At 75.1% G+C, this 15,010-nt stretch carries 15 protein-coding genes; 4 read left to right on the forward strand and 11 right to left on the reverse strand.

The window, feature by feature from the left end; translation table 11 throughout:
• Nucleotides 1-327 (forward strand): glycoside hydrolase family 15 protein (locus ACFU7Y_RS24140; RefSeq protein WP_380769616.1); only part of this gene is annotated, 327 nt, incomplete at its 5' end.
• An 8-nt stretch (nt 328-335) separates the two neighbouring features.
• On the opposite strand, the gene ACFU7Y_RS24145 is transcribed toward ACFU7Y_RS24140, so the two are convergent.
• From ACFU7Y_RS24145 to ACFU7Y_RS24155, 3 genes are all read right to left on the reverse strand, one after another.
• Nucleotides 336-1,514: a glycosyltransferase family 4 protein gene (locus ACFU7Y_RS24145; RefSeq protein ID WP_380769617.1), complete on the reverse strand. Its 1,179-nt coding sequence runs from the start codon at nt 1,512-1,514 to the stop codon at nt 336-338.
• Between the two features lie 165 nt (nt 1,515-1,679).
• Nucleotides 1,680-3,416: a DNA repair protein RecN gene (gene recN / locus ACFU7Y_RS24150; protein ID WP_380769626.1), complete on the reverse strand. Its 1,737-nt coding sequence runs from the start codon at nt 3,414-3,416 to the stop codon at nt 1,680-1,682.
• Between the two features lie 88 nt (nt 3,417-3,504).
• Nucleotides 3,505-4,050, reverse strand: coding sequence for a YitT family protein (locus ACFU7Y_RS24155; RefSeq protein ID WP_380769627.1), 546 nt, complete (start codon nt 4,048-4,050; stop codon nt 3,505-3,507).
• A gap of 347 nt (nt 4,051-4,397) precedes the next feature.
• Here ACFU7Y_RS24155 and ACFU7Y_RS24160 point away from each other — a divergent pair, with 347 nt between their 5' ends.
• A complete protein-coding gene (locus ACFU7Y_RS24160; protein WP_224280937.1) occupies nt 4,398-5,897 on the forward strand; it encodes a PLP-dependent aminotransferase family protein in 1,500 nt (499 codons plus the stop codon).
• A 122-nt stretch (nt 5,898-6,019) separates the two neighbouring features.
• Here ACFU7Y_RS24160 and ACFU7Y_RS24165 read toward each other — a convergent pair whose 3' ends face one another.
• The 4 genes from ACFU7Y_RS24165 to ACFU7Y_RS24180 form a co-directional block, all read right to left on the reverse strand.
• Nucleotides 6,020-6,925 (reverse strand): NAD kinase, encoded by a 906-nt coding sequence (locus ACFU7Y_RS24165; protein WP_224280936.1) that lies wholly within the window; start codon nt 6,923-6,925, stop codon nt 6,020-6,022.
• Between the two features lie 93 nt (nt 6,926-7,018).
• The gene (locus ACFU7Y_RS24170; protein WP_224280940.1) at nt 7,019-7,825 is read right to left on the reverse strand and encodes a TlyA family RNA methyltransferase; all 807 of its coding nucleotides are present in this window, start codon (nt 7,823-7,825) and stop codon (nt 7,019-7,021) included.
• 36 nt (nt 7,826-7,861) lie between these two features.
• On the reverse strand, nt 7,862-8,140 hold the full coding sequence (locus ACFU7Y_RS24175) for a hypothetical protein (RefSeq protein WP_224280935.1): 279 nt from the start codon (nt 8,138-8,140) through the stop codon (nt 7,862-7,864).
• Nucleotides 8,124-9,032, reverse strand: coding sequence for a hypothetical protein (locus ACFU7Y_RS24180; RefSeq protein ID WP_380769618.1), 909 nt, complete (start codon nt 9,030-9,032; stop codon nt 8,124-8,126). Before ACFU7Y_RS24180 ends, ACFU7Y_RS24175 begins: the two co-directional genes overlap by 17 nt.
• A 177-nt stretch (nt 9,033-9,209) precedes the next feature.
• On the opposite strand from ACFU7Y_RS24180, the gene ACFU7Y_RS24185 reads away from it, so the two are divergent.
• Nucleotides 9,210-9,557 carry an SCP2 sterol-binding domain-containing protein gene (locus ACFU7Y_RS24185; protein WP_224280933.1) on the forward strand — a complete coding sequence of 116 codons (348 nt, stop codon included), beginning with the start codon at nt 9,210-9,212 and terminating at the stop codon, nt 9,555-9,557.
• A 58-nt stretch (nt 9,558-9,615) separates the two neighbouring features.
• Here the strand turns inward: ACFU7Y_RS24185 and ACFU7Y_RS24190 are convergent, their stop codons facing one another.
• Complete coding sequence (locus ACFU7Y_RS24190; protein WP_380769619.1) at nt 9,616-10,653, reverse strand: HAD-IIA family hydrolase; 1,038 nt, start codon at nt 10,651-10,653, stop codon at nt 9,616-9,618.
• Between the two features lie 165 nt (nt 10,654-10,818).
• Nucleotides 10,819-11,511 carry a M48 family metallopeptidase gene (locus ACFU7Y_RS24195; protein WP_224280931.1) on the reverse strand — a complete coding sequence of 231 codons (693 nt, stop codon included), beginning with the start codon at nt 11,509-11,511 and terminating at the stop codon, nt 10,819-10,821.
• Nucleotides 11,512-11,604: 93 nt separating this feature from the next.
• Here ACFU7Y_RS24195 and ACFU7Y_RS24200 point away from each other — a divergent pair, with 93 nt between their 5' ends.
• Nucleotides 11,605-12,975, forward strand: coding sequence for a DUF1015 family protein (locus tag ACFU7Y_RS24200; protein ID WP_380769621.1), 1,371 nt, complete (start codon nt 11,605-11,607; stop codon nt 12,973-12,975).
• A gap of 102 nt (nt 12,976-13,077) precedes the next feature.
• On the opposite strand, the gene ACFU7Y_RS24205 is transcribed toward ACFU7Y_RS24200, so the two are convergent.
• The gene (locus ACFU7Y_RS24205) at nt 13,078-14,019 is read right to left on the reverse strand and encodes a tetratricopeptide repeat protein (protein WP_380769623.1); all 942 of its coding nucleotides are present in this window, start codon (nt 14,017-14,019) and stop codon (nt 13,078-13,080) included.
• A partial coding sequence (locus tag ACFU7Y_RS24210; RefSeq protein ID WP_380769625.1) for a hypothetical protein occupies nt 13,956-15,010 on the reverse strand: 1,055 nt, incomplete at its 5' end. The genes ACFU7Y_RS24205 and ACFU7Y_RS24210, both read right to left, overlap by 64 nt.

A 15,010-nucleotide genomic window follows, 5' to 3' on the forward strand; every position in this document is an offset into this window, starting at 1 on the left:
TCCGGCAACAACGTCGACGGCCTCTCCGGCCACGAAGGCGCCTTCCTGGCCTGCTCGTTCTGGCTCGCCGACGACCTCGCCATGATCGGCCGGGTACAAGAGGCCCGCGAACTCTTCGACCGGCTACTGGCACTGCGCAACGACCTGGGCCTGCTCGCCGAGGAGTGGGACCCACGGCTCAAGCGCCAGGTCGGCAACTTCCCCCAGGCCTTCAGCCACGTCCCACTGATCGACACCGCCCTGCGGCTGACCGCCTGCGGCGCCGCGTACCTGTCCGCCCAGCCGGACGGCCCGGCCGCCGACCGGGTCGAGCGGGCCACCGTCTAGGACCCGCGTTACCCGCGCTGCACCAGCTCGTCGTAGGTGCTGAGCACCTGGGCGACGGTGGCGGCCTCGTCCGGCCAGGTCTCGGCCTGCTGCCGGCCGGCCGCCACCAGCTGCTCGCGGCGGGCCGGGTCGGCCAGCAGGGCGCGCACCGCGCGGCCGAGCGCCTCCAGGTCCCCGGAGGGCACCAGCACGGCGGCGTCGCCGACCAGTTCGGGGATGCCGCCGACAGCGGTGGCGACCACCGGCACCCCGGCCCGCATCGCCTCCTGCACCACCAGCGAGCGGGCCTCCCAGCGGCTGGGGACCACCACCACGTCGGCGGCGGCCAGCAGGTCGGGCACGTCGGTGCGGTAGCCGAGCAGCCGCACCGGAAGCTTCTCGGCGGCCGCCCGCTCGCGCAGCACGCCCGCCTCCGGGCCGTCCCCGGCGATCAGCACGAGCGGCTGCGGGTCCAGCGCGGACAGCTCCGGGGTGGCGTCCAGCAGCAGCCCGAAGGCCTTCTGCGGGACGAGCCGGCCGACCGCCAGCACCAGCGGGCGGTCCGGGCCGTCGCCGAGCAGCGCGGCCCGCGCCTCGGTGCGGCCGAGCCGGCCCTCGGGCATCGGCGGGGCGGCCACCGGGCCCAGCCGGGCGTCGGTGGCACCCAGTTCACGGGCCCGAGCGACCAGGTCGGAGGAGGCGCCGAGGACCAGGTCGGCGGCGCGCGCCACCCGGCGCTCCATCAGCCGCTGCAGCCGGCGCTCCATGCCGGTGGCGAGCAGCGCGTGGTGCGAGGTGACCACCAGCGGGGTCTCCGGACGCAGTCCCGGGAACCGGCCCGCGGTGCGCAGCGCCAGGTCGGACAGCAGCCCGGCGCGCAGACCGTGAGCGTGCACCACGTCGGCGCCGGTGAAGGCCCGGCGCAGTTCGCCGATCGCGGTGGCGTCGCTGCGGGCGCCCGCGGTGGGCGTGATGTCGACGGTGTGGAACCTGGCGCCCGTACGGGAGAAGCCGAAGAGCGCGTCCGCGCCGGCCGGCGCGCAGACCGTGACGTTCACCCCGTGCGCGACCAGGCCCTGGGCCAGGGAGCGCACGTGCGCACCGATGCCGCCGGTGCTGGCGGCCAGGACGAGTACCACGTGCAGCTGCCCCGGTTCGGGGACGGCCGCGGTGGCCCGGGCGGCGGAATGGTCCACGTCGTCTCGCATCCGACTCGATCAGGTTCGCGCGCCGCTTCGCGAGGATTGCCCGCCGGGCGGCGCTCGGGGCTGGAAAGCCAGTGTCCAGCCGCCACCATGCCAGGTCGGCGGCCCTCTTGGACAGTCGGCGCCACCGGGGCGCGTCGCCGACGTCCGAGGGGCCGCCGGCGCCGGCTACCGGTGGCGCGGGGCCCGGGCGGCGGCCAACAGTTCCTCGGCGTGGGCGCGGCCCAGCTCCGAGTCCTCCAGGCCGGCCAGCATCCGGGAGAGTTCGCGCACCCGCTCCTCGTCGTTCAGCACCTTGACACCACTGCGGGTCACGGTGCCGTCGTTGGTCTTCTCCACCACCAGGTGGCGGTCGGCGAACGCGGCGACCTGTGGGAGGTGGGTGACCACCACGACCTGGGCGGACTCGGCCAACTTGGCCAGCCGGCGGCCGATCTCGACCGCGGCCTTGCCGCCGACGCCCGCGTCCACCTCGTCGAACAGGTAGGTGGGGACGGGGTCGGCCCCCGCGAAGACCACCTCGACGGCGAGCATCACGCGCGACAGCTCACCGCCGGAGGCGCCCTTGGCGATTGGGCGCGGCTGGGCGCCCGGGTGCGGGGCGAGCAGCACCTCGACCTCGTCCACGCCGTGCGGACCGTACGCGACGGTGCGCCCGCCGACCTCGATCCCGGCCAGGTCGTCCACCTGGCTGATCGAGAAGGTCACCCGGGCGTGCGGCATGGCCAGTTCGGCGAGTTCGGAGGAGACCGCCTCGGCGAACCGCCCGGCCGCGGCGTGCCGGGCCTGCGACACCTCGGCGGCCAGCTCGGCCAGCTCGGCCCGCAGCTCGGTCTCCCGGGCGCCGAGCTCGTCGATCCGGTCGTCGTCGCCGTCGAGCTCGGCGAGCCGCACCGCCCCGGCCTCGGCCCAGGCGATCACCTCGGCGAGCGAGTTCTCCTCGCCGCCGTACTTGCGCAGCAGCTGGGCCAGCACAGCCCGGCGGTCCTCGACGGCGGACAGCCGCACCGGGTCGGCGTCCAGGTCGTCCGCGTAGCCGGCCAGGTCGCCGGCGACGTCGGCGAGCAGGTAGCCGACCTCGTTGAGGCGGTCGGCCAGGGCGGCCAGCCGCTCGTCGTGGTGGCGCACCGCGTCCAGGGCCCGGCGGGACTGCGCGAGCAGGGTGCCCGCGTCCAGCGCCTCCGGGTCGACCGGGTCGCCGGCCAGGGCGGCGTGGGCGAGGGTCGCGGCGGAGGACAGCGCATCGGCATGGCCGAGCCGCTCGGCCTCGGCGGCCAGCTCCACGTCCTCGCCGGCCACCGGCTCGGCGGCGGCGATCTCGTCCAGGCCGAAGCGCAGCAGGTCGGCCTCCTGGGCGCGCTCGCGGGCCCGGGTGGTCAGCTCCTCCAGGCTCGCCGAGACCTCGCGCAGGGCGCGGTAGGTCTCCCGGTAGCGGGCCAGCGGCTCGGCCACCGAGGCGCCCGCGTACCGGTCCAGCGCGCCGCGCTGGCGGGCCGGGCGCAGCAGGCGCTGCTGGTCGGTCTGGCCGTGCACGGCGATCAGGTCCTCGCCGAGTTCGGCCAGCAGCCCGACCGGGACGGACCGGCCGCCGACGTGCGCCCGGGAGCGGCCCTCCGCGGAGACCGTCCGGCTGAGCAGCAGCGCGCCGTCGTCGTCCAGTTCGGCCCCGGCCTCGACCGCGCGGGCCGCCACCGGGGAGTCGACAGGCAGTTCCAGCCGGCCCTCCACGACGGCGCGTCCGGTGCCGTTGCGCACCAGGCCCGGGTCGGCGCGTCCGCCGAGCAGCAGGCCGAGGCTGGTCACGACCATGGTCTTGCCTGCGCCGGTCTCACCGGTCACGGCGGTGAAGCCGGGGGCGAGTTCGACCACCGCGTCGTCGATGACCCCAAGATCCCGTATCCGCATCTCGTCCAACACGGAGACGACCTTACGAGGTTCCGCCCCCGGCGCGCGACGAGCGGCAACGGCGCGCGGCAACTCCGTACCCGGAAGTTCATCCCTTCCGGGAGTCCTCCGCGGGCGCCGGCACGGTGCACCAGGGCAGGAGGAACTGCACCAGCGGGCCGATGGCGAGCGCGTACGCGACGGTGCCGACCCCGGCGGTACCGCCGAGCAGCAGGCCGGCGGTGAGCACCGTCACCTCGATGCCGGTGCGGATCAGCCGCAGCGATCGGCCGGTGCGCCGGTGCAGGCCGGTCATCAGGCCGTCGCGCGGGCCGGGGCCGAGCCGGGCACCGATGTAGAGGCCGCTGGCCAGACCGTTGAGGGCGATCGCCGCGGCCGTCAGCGCGATCCGGGCGGGCAGGGCGCCGGGGCCGTCGAGGACCCGCAGGGTGAGGTCCATGGACGCGCCGATCACCAGCACGTTGGCGACGGTGCCCAGGCCAGGGCGCTGGCGCATCGGGATCCACAGCAGCAGGACGAGCGCGCCGCAGATGGTCACCCAGGCGCCGACCGAGAGGCCGACGGTGCGTTGGAGGCCCTGGTGCAGGACGTCCCAGGGGTCGAGGCCGAGGCCGGCGCGGAGCATCAGCGCCATGCTCACCCCGTACAGGGCGAGGCCGACGAACAGCTGCGGGATCCGGCGGCCCAGGGCGCGGGTGTCACCGAACACCCGGACGGCGAGGCCGGTTCCCCGGGCGGCGGGAACGGAGGTCCGGGTCGGGGTGCCGGTGGGCGTGGACGTGGACGACGGGGTGGCGGTGGTCGGGGTGACGGACGGGACGGCCGGCGCCGGCGTGGTCGTGGTGGCCAATGCTGCTCCTGCGGTGGTGCTGCACCACCGGAATCGGCCCGGCGGTGGCGGACGGTGTGGCCGCCCTGTCATGATGACCAGGCCAAAACGGCCCACTCCAGGGCCAATACCGATCAAGTGGACTGATTGCCATGGCCGACTGGCACACCACCGTCACCCCGCCCGCCCTGGCCCGGCTGCTCGCCACCGCCCGGCTCCCCGAGCCGGCCACCGCGCGCCGCCCCGCCTACCGCACCCTGGCCGGGCAGATCCGGCTACTGGTCACCGAGGGCCGGCTGCCGGTCGGCGCCCGGCTGCCCGCCGAACGCGAGCTGGCCACCGCCCTGTCGATGAGCCGCACCACCGTCGCCACCGCGTACGAGACCCTGCGCGGCGACGGCTACCTGCACAGCCGGCGCGGCGCGGGCAGCTGGACCGCCCTGCCCGAGGGCGCCCCGCCACCCGGCGAGGCCCTGCACCCCGTCCCGCCGGACGAGCAGGGCCGCATCCTGGACCTCGGCGTCGCCGCCCCGCCCGCCCCGCAGCCCTGGGTCGGCCGGGCCGCCGCCCGGGCCGTCGAACAGCTGCCGTACTACGCCGCCGGGCACGGCCACTACCCCACCGGCGTCCCGGTGCTGCGCGAGGCCGTCGCCCGCCGCTTCACCGAGCGCGGGCTGCCCACCACCCCCGACCAGATCCTGATCACCACCGGCGCGATGGGCGGCCTGCACCTGGTCCAGCGGGCGTTGATCGGCCGCGGCGACCGGGTCGCCGTCGAGGCGCCCAGCTACGCGCACACCCTGCAGGCACTGCGGCTGACCGGCGCGCGCCTGGTGCCGGTGCCGTACGCCTGGACGCCGCAGCCCGCCTGGGACCTCGACGAGTGGCGGCGGGTGCTGCGCGGCGCCGGCCCCAGGGTCGCCTACGTGATCCCGGACTTCCACAACCCGACCGGCGCGCTGATCGGCGAGGAGCAGCGCCGCGAACTGCTCGCCGCCGCCCGGGCCGCCGGGAGCATCGTGCTGGCCGACGAGACCACCGCCGAGCTCGGCTGGGGCGTCCCGCCGTCCACACCGCTGCCGCGCCCGACGGCGGCGCTGGACCGCTCCGCCCAGGTGGTCACCGTCGGCTCGGCGGGCAAACTGTTCTGGGGCGGCCTGCGGATCGGCTGGGTCCGGGCCGCGCCCGCGCTGGTGCGCCGACTGGCCACCGAGCGGGTCTACAGCGACGTCGGCACCCCGGTGCTGGACCAGCTGATCGCCGCCGAGCTGCTGGGCGAACCGCTGCCCGAGGTCCGGGAGCACCAGCTGACCCGGCTGCGGGCCACCGCGCGGGCCTTCGCCGCCGCCCTGCCCGAACGGCTGCCCGGATGGAGCTTCACCATGCCGCCCGGCGGGCTCTCGCTGTGGGTCTCCACCGACGGCCTGTCCGGCGCGGCACTGGCCCGGGCCGGGGAGCTCGGCGGGGTCCGGATCGCCTCGGGCAACCGCTTCGGTTCGGACGGCGCCTTCGAGCACCACATCCGCCTCCCGGTCACCGTGCCCGCCGCGAGCGTCCCCGCCGCCGTCGAACGCCTCGTCTCCCTGGCCGCCCACGCGGCGGCCGGCGGCCGGCTCGAACCTGCCGACGAGGCCCAGCCGCTGGCGGTGTGACGGACCGCCGGCGGCCGGTCAACGGCCTCGTGGCAGACGAAATCCACCGGCCCGCACGGACGTTGGTGCGTGTGGACGCGCAGCGGCCGGCCGCCCCGGTACCGGCCGGCGTCAGGGGCGCCCTAGTGGTGGTCGGCCCGGCCGCGCCAACCCGTCACCGGCAGCGCGAACTTGGCCACCAGCCGGTCGGTGAACGGCGCCCGGTGCAGTCTGGCCAGCCGCACCGGGGTCCGGCCCCGGCGGACCTCCACCCGCGCCCCGGCGGGCAGTTCGACCGAACGCCGCCCGTCGCACCAGAGCACGCCGTGCGGGGTCTTGGGCTGCACCTCGACCGCCAGCACCGACTTCGGCGAGGTCACCAGCGGACGGGCGAACAGCGCGTGCGCGGAGATCGGCACCATCAGCAGCGCCTCCACCTCCGGCCACACCACCGGCCCGCCGCCGGAGAACGCGTACGCGGTGGAACCGGTCGGCGTCGCGCACACCACGCCGTCACAGCCGAAGTTGGAGACCGGGCGGCCGTCCACCTCGGTCACCACCTCCAGCATCCGCTCCCGCGACGCCTTCTCGATCGAGGCCTCGTTCAGCGCCCAGTCCTCGTGCACCACATCGCCGTTGGTGCGGACGATGACATCGATCGTCATCCGCTCCTCGACCTCGTAGTCGGCGTCCACCACCCGCTCGACCACCACCGCCAGGTCGTCCCGCTCGGCCTCGGCGAGGAAGCCCACCCGGCCCAGGTTGATCCCGAGCATCGGCAGCCCGTGCGAGCGCGCCAGCTCCGCCCCGCGCAGCAGCGTCCCGTCCCCGCCGGCCACCAGGATCAGCTCGCAGCCGTCCGCCGCCCCGGGGCCCTCGGCCACCTTCTCGACGCCTTCCGGCAGATCCAGGTCCACCGCCTCGGCCTCCAGCAGTCTGATCCGGAGCCCCGCCTTCAGCAGCCCGTGCACCAGAGCCTCGACGCTGCGCAGCGCCGCCTCCCGGCCGGTGTGCGCGATCAGGAAGACCGTACGTTCTTCATCGCTCATGCCGCTGCCCTCTCCCTAACGCCTGCCGGGTCGCCCTTGGCCCCGGTGCGGCCGCGCCATACAACATGACGGGCCGGACGCTCGCAAGGCACCCTACCGGGGCCCCTCCGCCACGGCCCGGTCCGCAGCCTCGGGGTCCAGCTGCGGAGCGTCCCGGCGCAGCCAGAGGAAGTACTCGACGTTTCCGGACGGCCCCGGCAGGGGGCTCGCGGTGACCGCGCGCACGCCCAGCCCGAGCTCCCACGCCTGCCCGGCGACCTGGCGCACCATCTCGGCGCGCAGCTGCGGGCTGCGCACCACCCCGCCGCTGCCCAGGCGCTCCTTGCCGATCTCGAACTGCGGCTTGACCATCAGGACCAGGTCCGCGTCCTCGGCCGCGCAGGAGGCGAGCGCCGGGAGCACCAGGCCCAGCGAGATGAACGACAGGTCGCCCACCACCAGGTCCACCGGGGTGCCGCCGATCAGGTCCAGGGTCAGCTCGCGCACATTGGTGCGGTCCATCACGGTGACCCGATCGTCGCTCTGCAGCGACCAGGCGAGCTGCCCGTAGCCGACGTCCACCGCCAGCACGTGCGCGGCCCCGGCGCGCAGCAGCACATCGGTGAACCCGCCGGTGGAGGCGCCCGCGTCCAACGCCCGACGGCCCTCGACCACCAGGCCCTGCGGCACGAAGGCCGCGAACGCGCCGGCGAGCTTGTGGCCGCCGCGCGAGACGTAGTCGGGGTCGTTCTCGTCCTTGGCCACCACGACCGCCGCCGAGGTCTCCACCTGGGTGGCCGGCTTGGTCGCGGTGGTGCCGCCGACGGTCACCCGTCCGGCAGCGATCAGTTCGGACGCGTGTTCACGCGATCGGGCCAGCTTGCGGCGGACCAGTTCCGCGTCGAGTCGGCGTCGTGCCACTGCCACTGGTGCTTCAGCTCCTACGGATCCTGCGGGTCATTCCTGGTCGAGCGCGGCCAGTGTGTCGACGAGCCGCTGGTGAACATCTTCGTACACCGCGACGTGTGCCTCGGCCGGGACCCCGTCCAGGGCCTCCAGCAGGGCCAGCCCGGCGTCGATCCCGGGGTGGCCGGTGGGAGCCGGTTCGACGCCGAGCGGCTCGGCAGGGACGACCGCGTCGAGCGCTGCCGGCGGCACGGCGTGCCGGGCGGACCCGGGCGGGCGGGCGGACTCGGGCGGGCGGGCGGACTCGGGCGGTTCACTCGTCTCGGGCATCGGGCTTCTTCGTGCTGGTGGCCTTGCGAACGGTGGTCTTCCTGGTCGCCGCGCGCTTGGCGGGAGTCCCGGGCCGCGCCGCGGCCTCGGACTGCGCTTCGGTCTGCTTGGCGGTGGCGGTCTTCTTGACGGTCGTCGTCTTCTTCGCGGCGGCCTTCTTGCCCGCCGTCTTCTTCGGCGTGGCCCTGTCGACCGCGGTCTTCTTCGCCGTGCTCTTCTTGGCGGCGCCCTTGCTCGCGGGGCTCGTGCTCGCGGGGCTCGTGCCCGCACCACCCTCGCCTGCGGCGCTCTTCTTCACCGTGGACTCCCCGGCCGGTCCCGCCTTGCCGCCGACGGCGGGCTCCTCCTGCGGGGTCGGGGAGACCACGGGCACCGGCTCGGGCGCAATCGGCGGATCGACCTCGACCGGCTCGTCCACCTCCACCCGCTCGGCGACTATCGGCTCATCCGCCGTCCGGGCGGCCGACCGCTCCTCCTCGAACTCCCAGCCGCGTCCGAACAGGTCGCCCGCCCGCGGCGCCGGCACCGGCTGATCGGCCTCGTACGACCGCGGCCCGGACTCGGCCACCGGGGCCTCCTCCTCGACCTCGCGCAGCTTGGTCTCCAGGTACGCCAGCACCACGCCGACCTTGGTCACCTGGTCGCCGACCTTCTCGAAGACCTTCTCCGCCTCGTTGCGCGCCACGCCCACGGCCAGGTCCACCCCGGCGCGCCCGGCGGTGAGCGCTTCCCCGGCCAGGGTCTGCAAGGTCTCCACCGACGGCGGGAACTGGCCACCCATCCGACGCTCGACCTCGGCGACGTCGACCCCCGCCTTCTCCAGGATCGAGGTCGCCGTCCCGACGACCAGCCTGCCGACCTCCTCGACCACCCCGGCGGCGGTCTCCACCACTCCCCGAACCGTCCTCGGCAGCATCCGGGTGCCTCCCAATCGCCTACACGTGTCGCTCTGTCGCCCTCGGCACCCGGGCCGTTCCGGGCACCCCACTGACGACGCTACCGCCAAAACCCTCCTGAGGTACCGTGGCCCGCAGTCAGCACCGTAGCGACCGGGGGAGGGAGCCGCCCCGTGGCGAATTCCGAGGAGTGCCGGGAGGCACTGGAGCAGCTCAGCCGGAACATGACGCAGTCCACCGGCGACGTCCACAAGGCCGCGGCCCTCGACCGCTCGCTCAGCTGCCGGATCACCGACCTCGACCTGACCTTCACCGGGCAGCTGCGCGACGGCCGGATCCAGGACGTGGTGGCCGCCCCCGGCCCCCCAACCACGAAGGCGGAGATCCGGCTCACCATGAGCAGCGACGATCTGGTCGCACTGGTCGGCGGCCGGCTCAACTTCGCCTCCGCGTGGGCGGGCGGCCGGGTCAAGCTGGAGGCGGGCTTCCGCGACCTGCTGCGGCTGCGCACCCTGTTCTGAACCCGGCCGCCGAAGGCGGCGCCGGAGGCAGTCCCGCCCCCGGTACCGCCGACCGCCCTCAGAACCCCAGGTCGGCCAGTGCCTTCCGGCCGTCCACCGGCGCACCACCCGCGTCCAGCACCGTCCACGCCGCCGCGCACAGCGCCCGCAGGCCGTCCCAGCGGTCCCCTGCCCCGGACAGCCGCAGCACCCCGGCCTCGACCCCCGCGACCCAGCCGCCGCACGCGAAGCCGCCGTCCACGGCCGTCACCTTCGGGTGCGGGACGAGCAGTCCGCGCAGGTCGGCCGCCAGGTAGGTCGGCCGGTGCTCGACGGGGGCCGCCAGCAGCAGCTCCGGAGTGGTCACCCCGGTGAACACCAGCAGGCTGTCCACCCCGCCGTTGAACGCGCCCTCGATGTCGGTGTCCAGCCGGTCCCCGACCACCAGCGGCCGCTCCGCGCCGGTACGCAGCACGGTCTCGCGGTGCATCGGCGGCAGCGGCTTGCCCGCCACCTCCGGCTCCACCCCGGTCGCCGCCCGCACCGCCGCCACCAGGGTGCCGTTGCCGGGCGCGATGCCGCGGGCCCTCGGCACCGTCAGGTCCAGGTTGGACGCCACCCACGGCAGGCCGCTCTGCACCGCGTACGAGGCCTCCGCCAGGTCCGCCCACCCCACCGAGGGGTCGAAGCCCTGGACCACCGCGAGCGGTCCGTCGGCCAGCGAGCGGACCGCGACCAGCCCCAGCTCGGCCAGCGCCTCCTCCAGCCCGAGACCGCCCACGACCAGCACCTTCGACCCGGCCGGCACCTTCTCGGCGACCAGCCGGGCGGCGGCCTGGGCCGAGTTGATCACGTCGGTGGGCTCGGCCGGGACGCCCAGCTCGGTCAGGTGCTCGGCCACCACGCGCGGCGGGCGGGAGGCGTTGTTGGTCACGTACGCCAGCCGCATCCCGGCCGTCCGGGCGGCGTCCAGCGCGTCCACCGCGTGCTCGATCGCGTGTGCGCCCGCGTAGACCACACCGTCCAGGTCCAGCAGCGCGGTGTCGTACGCGTCGGTCAGCGGCCGCTCGCTGCCGCCGGGGGCGGTCCGTCGCACGGGGGTGGCCGTCTCGGTCATGGCTGCGCTACCTCATTCACTGCGTCGTTCACTGCATCGTCGATCACTGCGTCGTCCGTCGCCTCGCCCGTGCCGCACTTCCTCGTGCGTCACACCGTCCGTGCCGCACCGCGTCGTGCATCACGCCGACCGTCACGGCGTCCGGCCGGTCGTCGCGCCCACCGGTCAGGCGCCGCCGTCGTCGGCGCCCGCTCCGGTCCCGGCACCGGCGTCATCCGCCGCTCCTCCGGCCCCTTCGGCCGGGTCCTCGGCGACAGCCGGGGGCGCCAGGTACCCGGGTGCTCCCGGCAGCAACGGTCCGTACGCCCCGGCACGGGCCGCCAGGGTCGCCCGGGTCTGCCGCAGCGCCTGCCGGTAGTGGTCGGCCTCCGGCCGCATCGCCACGGCCAGCGCCAAGTGCTCGGCGGAGGTCTCGAAGTCGCCCAGCCGGGCCGCCGCGACGCCCCACCCGAACTGAGCGTAGTCGTCCGCCGGGTCCGCGAGCGCCACGGCCCGGAAGTTGTCCAGCGCCGCCGCGTACGAGCCCGCGTCGAACTGGGCCCGTGCCAGCGCCTCCCGGATGCTGCGCGAGTGCGGCTCGGCCGCCGCCGCCCGGGCGAGCAGCTGCTCGGCGGCCGCCGGATGTCCCTGCGCAAGCAACCGGGCGCCCCGGCGGAACCAGTCGTACACGTCCCCGGTGGGCTCCCCGGAACGGCTCTGCCGCGGCACTCCGCCGACCGGCACCTCGCCGACCGCCGTGCCGTCGGCCGGTGCACAGCCGGCCGCGCCGTCGGCCGGAGCGCCCCCGTGGGTGGCACCGGTCGGCCCGCCCGACTCGGCCGGGCCGCCACCGTCCACCCGTTCCTGCCCGTCGTCCATGCCGTACCTCGCCCTCGGTCGCACACCCGCCCCACCAACTCGGCGCGGGCATTCCGATCTCTCAACAACGTGTACCCGGTTACGATGCCCAGAATGAGCACACCCAGTGCAGAAGACGGAGTCGAGACTCCCGAGGGCGGCCCCGGCGATCCCGGGCACGTTGCCACCGCCGGCCTGTCCCTGTCCCCCTTCCGCGGCCTGCGCTACGTCCCCGACCGGGTCGGCGCCCTGGCCGCGGTGATGTCCCCGCCGTACGACGTCGTCGACCCGGGCCGCCGGCTCGACCTGGAGACCGCCGACCCGCACAACGTGGTCCGGCTGATCCTGCCCAGGCCCGAACCCGAGGACGCCGGCGACCGCCCCGACCGCGACACCCGCTACCGGCACGCCGCCCGGCTGCTGGCCGCCTGGCAGCGCGAGGGCGTCCTGGCCGCCGACCCCGAGCCCGCGATCTACGTCTACGAGCAGCGGGTGCCGGCCACCACCGACTCCCCCGAGCTGCTCCAGCGCGGCCTGATCGGCGCCCTCGCGGTGAGCGGCCGCGAGGGCGGTGTGGTGCTCCCGCACGAGGACGTGATGCCCCGGCCGGTCGCCGACCGGGTCGGCCTGATGCGCACCACCCGGGCCAACCTGGAACCGCTGCTGCTCACCTATCGGGGCAACGGCGGCGCCTCCGGCGTGATCGAGCGGACGGTCGAGGGCGAGCCGCTGCTCTCCACGGCCACCAGCGACGGCACCCACCACCGCCTGTGGGCGGTCACCGACCCGGCCGAGATCGCCGAGATCAGCCGCGACCTCGCCACCTGCCGGGCCCTGATCGCCGACGGCCACCATCGCTGGGAGATGTACCTGCGCCTCCAGCGCGAGCACCGCCACCTGCCGCGCAGCCCCTGGGACCGCGGCATGGTGCTCCTGGTGGACACCGCCCGCTACCCGCTGCGGGTCCGCGCCATCCACCGCGTGCTGTACCGGCTGCCGGTGGCCGAGGCACTGGAGCGGCTCGGCGACCAGTGGAAGGTCAAGGAGGTCCCCGGACCGCTGTCCGCCGCGCTCCAGGCCCTCGCCGAGCAGAAACGGCACGGCGGCAACGGCTTCGTCGTGACCGGCGGCGACGGCATCTACTGGCTTCTCGGCGAGCCCGAGGAATCCCTGCTCGACGCCACCGTGCCGCACGGCCGGCCCGAGGAGTGGCGCCACCTGGACGCCACCGTCCTGCACGCCACCCTGCTGGACCGCACCTGGCACGTCCCCGACGGTCCGGACGACATCGGCTACCTGCACACCGCCGTGGCCGCCGAACGGGAGGCCGCCCGCAGCGGCGGCACCGCCGTCCTGCTGCACCCGGTCCGGGAGTCCGTGGTGCGACGGCTGGCCGAGCAGGGCGTCACCATGCCGCGCAAGTCCACCTCCTTCGGGCCGAAGCCGGCCACCGGGCTGGTGTTGCGAAACCTCGCGCTGGGCTGACACCTCCGCCGGCCGGACACAGGCCCGGACGCCGTGAGGCCCTGCCGCTCCCGGAGTTCCCGGGGAACGGCAGGGCCTCACGGCGTTGCCTCAGGGTGCTGCTCAGCCCTTGTCTGCGTCGGCCTTGGTGGCCTCGGCCTCCTCGGCCTTGGACTCCTCGGCCTTGGTGTCCTCAGCCTTGGACTCCTCAGCCTTGGTGTCCTCAGCCTTGGTGTCCTGGGCCTTGGTGTCCTGGGCGCGCCCGGGGACGACGCCGTCGAAGTCCTCGTCGATCTCGAGGTCGTCCTCGTCGTAGTACTCCTCGACGTCCTCCTCGTCCTCGAAGATCACGCGGTCGTCGGCGTTGTCGCCGCCACTGCGCTTCTTCGCCGGGGCGTCGGTCGACTCGGTCTCGTCCTCGGCCAGCTCCGGGTCGAGCGCGTCGGTGAACTCGACGCCGTCGATCTCGGCCAGCCGCTCCGAGGCGTTGGTGCTGCCGTCGGTGTCGGCCTCGGCCGCCTTGGCGAACCAGTCACGGGCCTCGTCGGCCCGGCCGGCCGCGATCAGGGCCTCGGCGTAGGCGTAGCGCAGACGCGCGGTCCAGGGGTGCACGGCGCTGGAGGCCAGCTCCGGGCTCTGCAGCGTCACCACGGCGGCGTCGAACTGCTCCATGTCGCTGCGGGCACCGGCCGCGACCAGGCGCATCTCGACCTGGCCGGCCTTGTCCAGCTGCTTCACCTCGGGCTCACCGGCCATCGCCAGCGCCCGCTCCGGACGGCCCAGACCGCGCTCGCAGTCGGCCATGACCGGCCACAGGTCCGCCCGGCCGGTCATCCGACGGGCGGCGCGGAACTCGGTCAGCGCCTCGGAGTAACGCTGCGTCATGTACGAAGCGAAACCGGCCGCCTCACGGACGGCCGCCACACGGGAAGCCAGTCGGAGCGCGACGCGCGAGAACTGGTACGCCTCCTCCGGCTCGCTGTCGAGCAGGCGGGCCACCATCACCAGGTTGCGGGCGACATCGTCCGCGAGGGTCTTGGGCAGGCTCTTGAGCTCCTGGCGCACATCCGCGTCCAGCTCGAAGCCGGTGACGTCCTCCGGGATCGGCAGACGCTTGACGGGCTCATAGTTGCCACGGCGGTCGTCGTAGTCCCGACGGTCACCGCCGCGCTCGTCACGGTCACGGCGGTAGCCGCCGCCCTGGCGGTCGTCGCGGCGGAAGCCACCGCGGTCGCCGCCACGGTCGTCACGGCGGAAGCCGCCACGGTCGCCGCCACGGTCGCGGTTGAAGCCGCCGGAGGGGCGGTCGTCGCGACGGAAGCCGCCACGGTCGCCGCCGCGGTCGTCGCGGTCGCGGCCGTACCCACCCGACGGGCGGTCGTCACGACGCGGACGGTCATCACGGTCGTCACGACGGAAACCGCCGGAGGGGCGGTCGTCGCGACGGAAACCGCCACGGTCGCCACCGCGGTCGTCGCGGTCGCGGCCGTACCCACCCGACGGGCGGTCGTCACGACGCGGACGGTCATCACGGTCGTCACGACGGAAGCCACCCGGGCGGTCGTCACGACGGAAACCGCCGCTGGAGGGACGGTCGTCGCGACGGAAGCCGCCGCGGTCGCCACCGCGGTCGTCGCGGTCGCGGCCGTACCCACCCGACGGGCGGTCGTCACGACGGAAACCACCACCGGCCAGGCGGTCGTCACGACGGAAACCGCCGGAGGGGCGGTCGTCGCGACGGAAGCCGCCACGGTCGCCACCGCGGTCGTCGCGGTCACGGCCGTACCCACCCGACGGGCGGTCGTCACGACGCGGACGGTCATCACGGTCGTCACGACGGAAGCCACCGGAGGGGCGGTCGTCACGACGGAAACCGCCGCTGGAGGGGCGGTCGTCACGACGGAAACCGCCGCTGGAGGGGCGGTCGTCACGACGGAAACCGCCGCTGGAGGGGCGGTCGTCACGGTCGCGGTTGAAGCCGCCGGAGGGGCGGTCGTCGCGACGGAAGCCGCCACGGTCGCCGCCGCGGTCGTCGCGGTCGCGGCCGTACCCACCC

It is taken from the genome of Kitasatospora sp. NPDC057542 (assembly GCF_042801945.1).
Taxonomy (GTDB): Bacteria; Actinomycetota; Actinomycetes; order Streptomycetales; family Streptomycetaceae; genus Kitasatospora.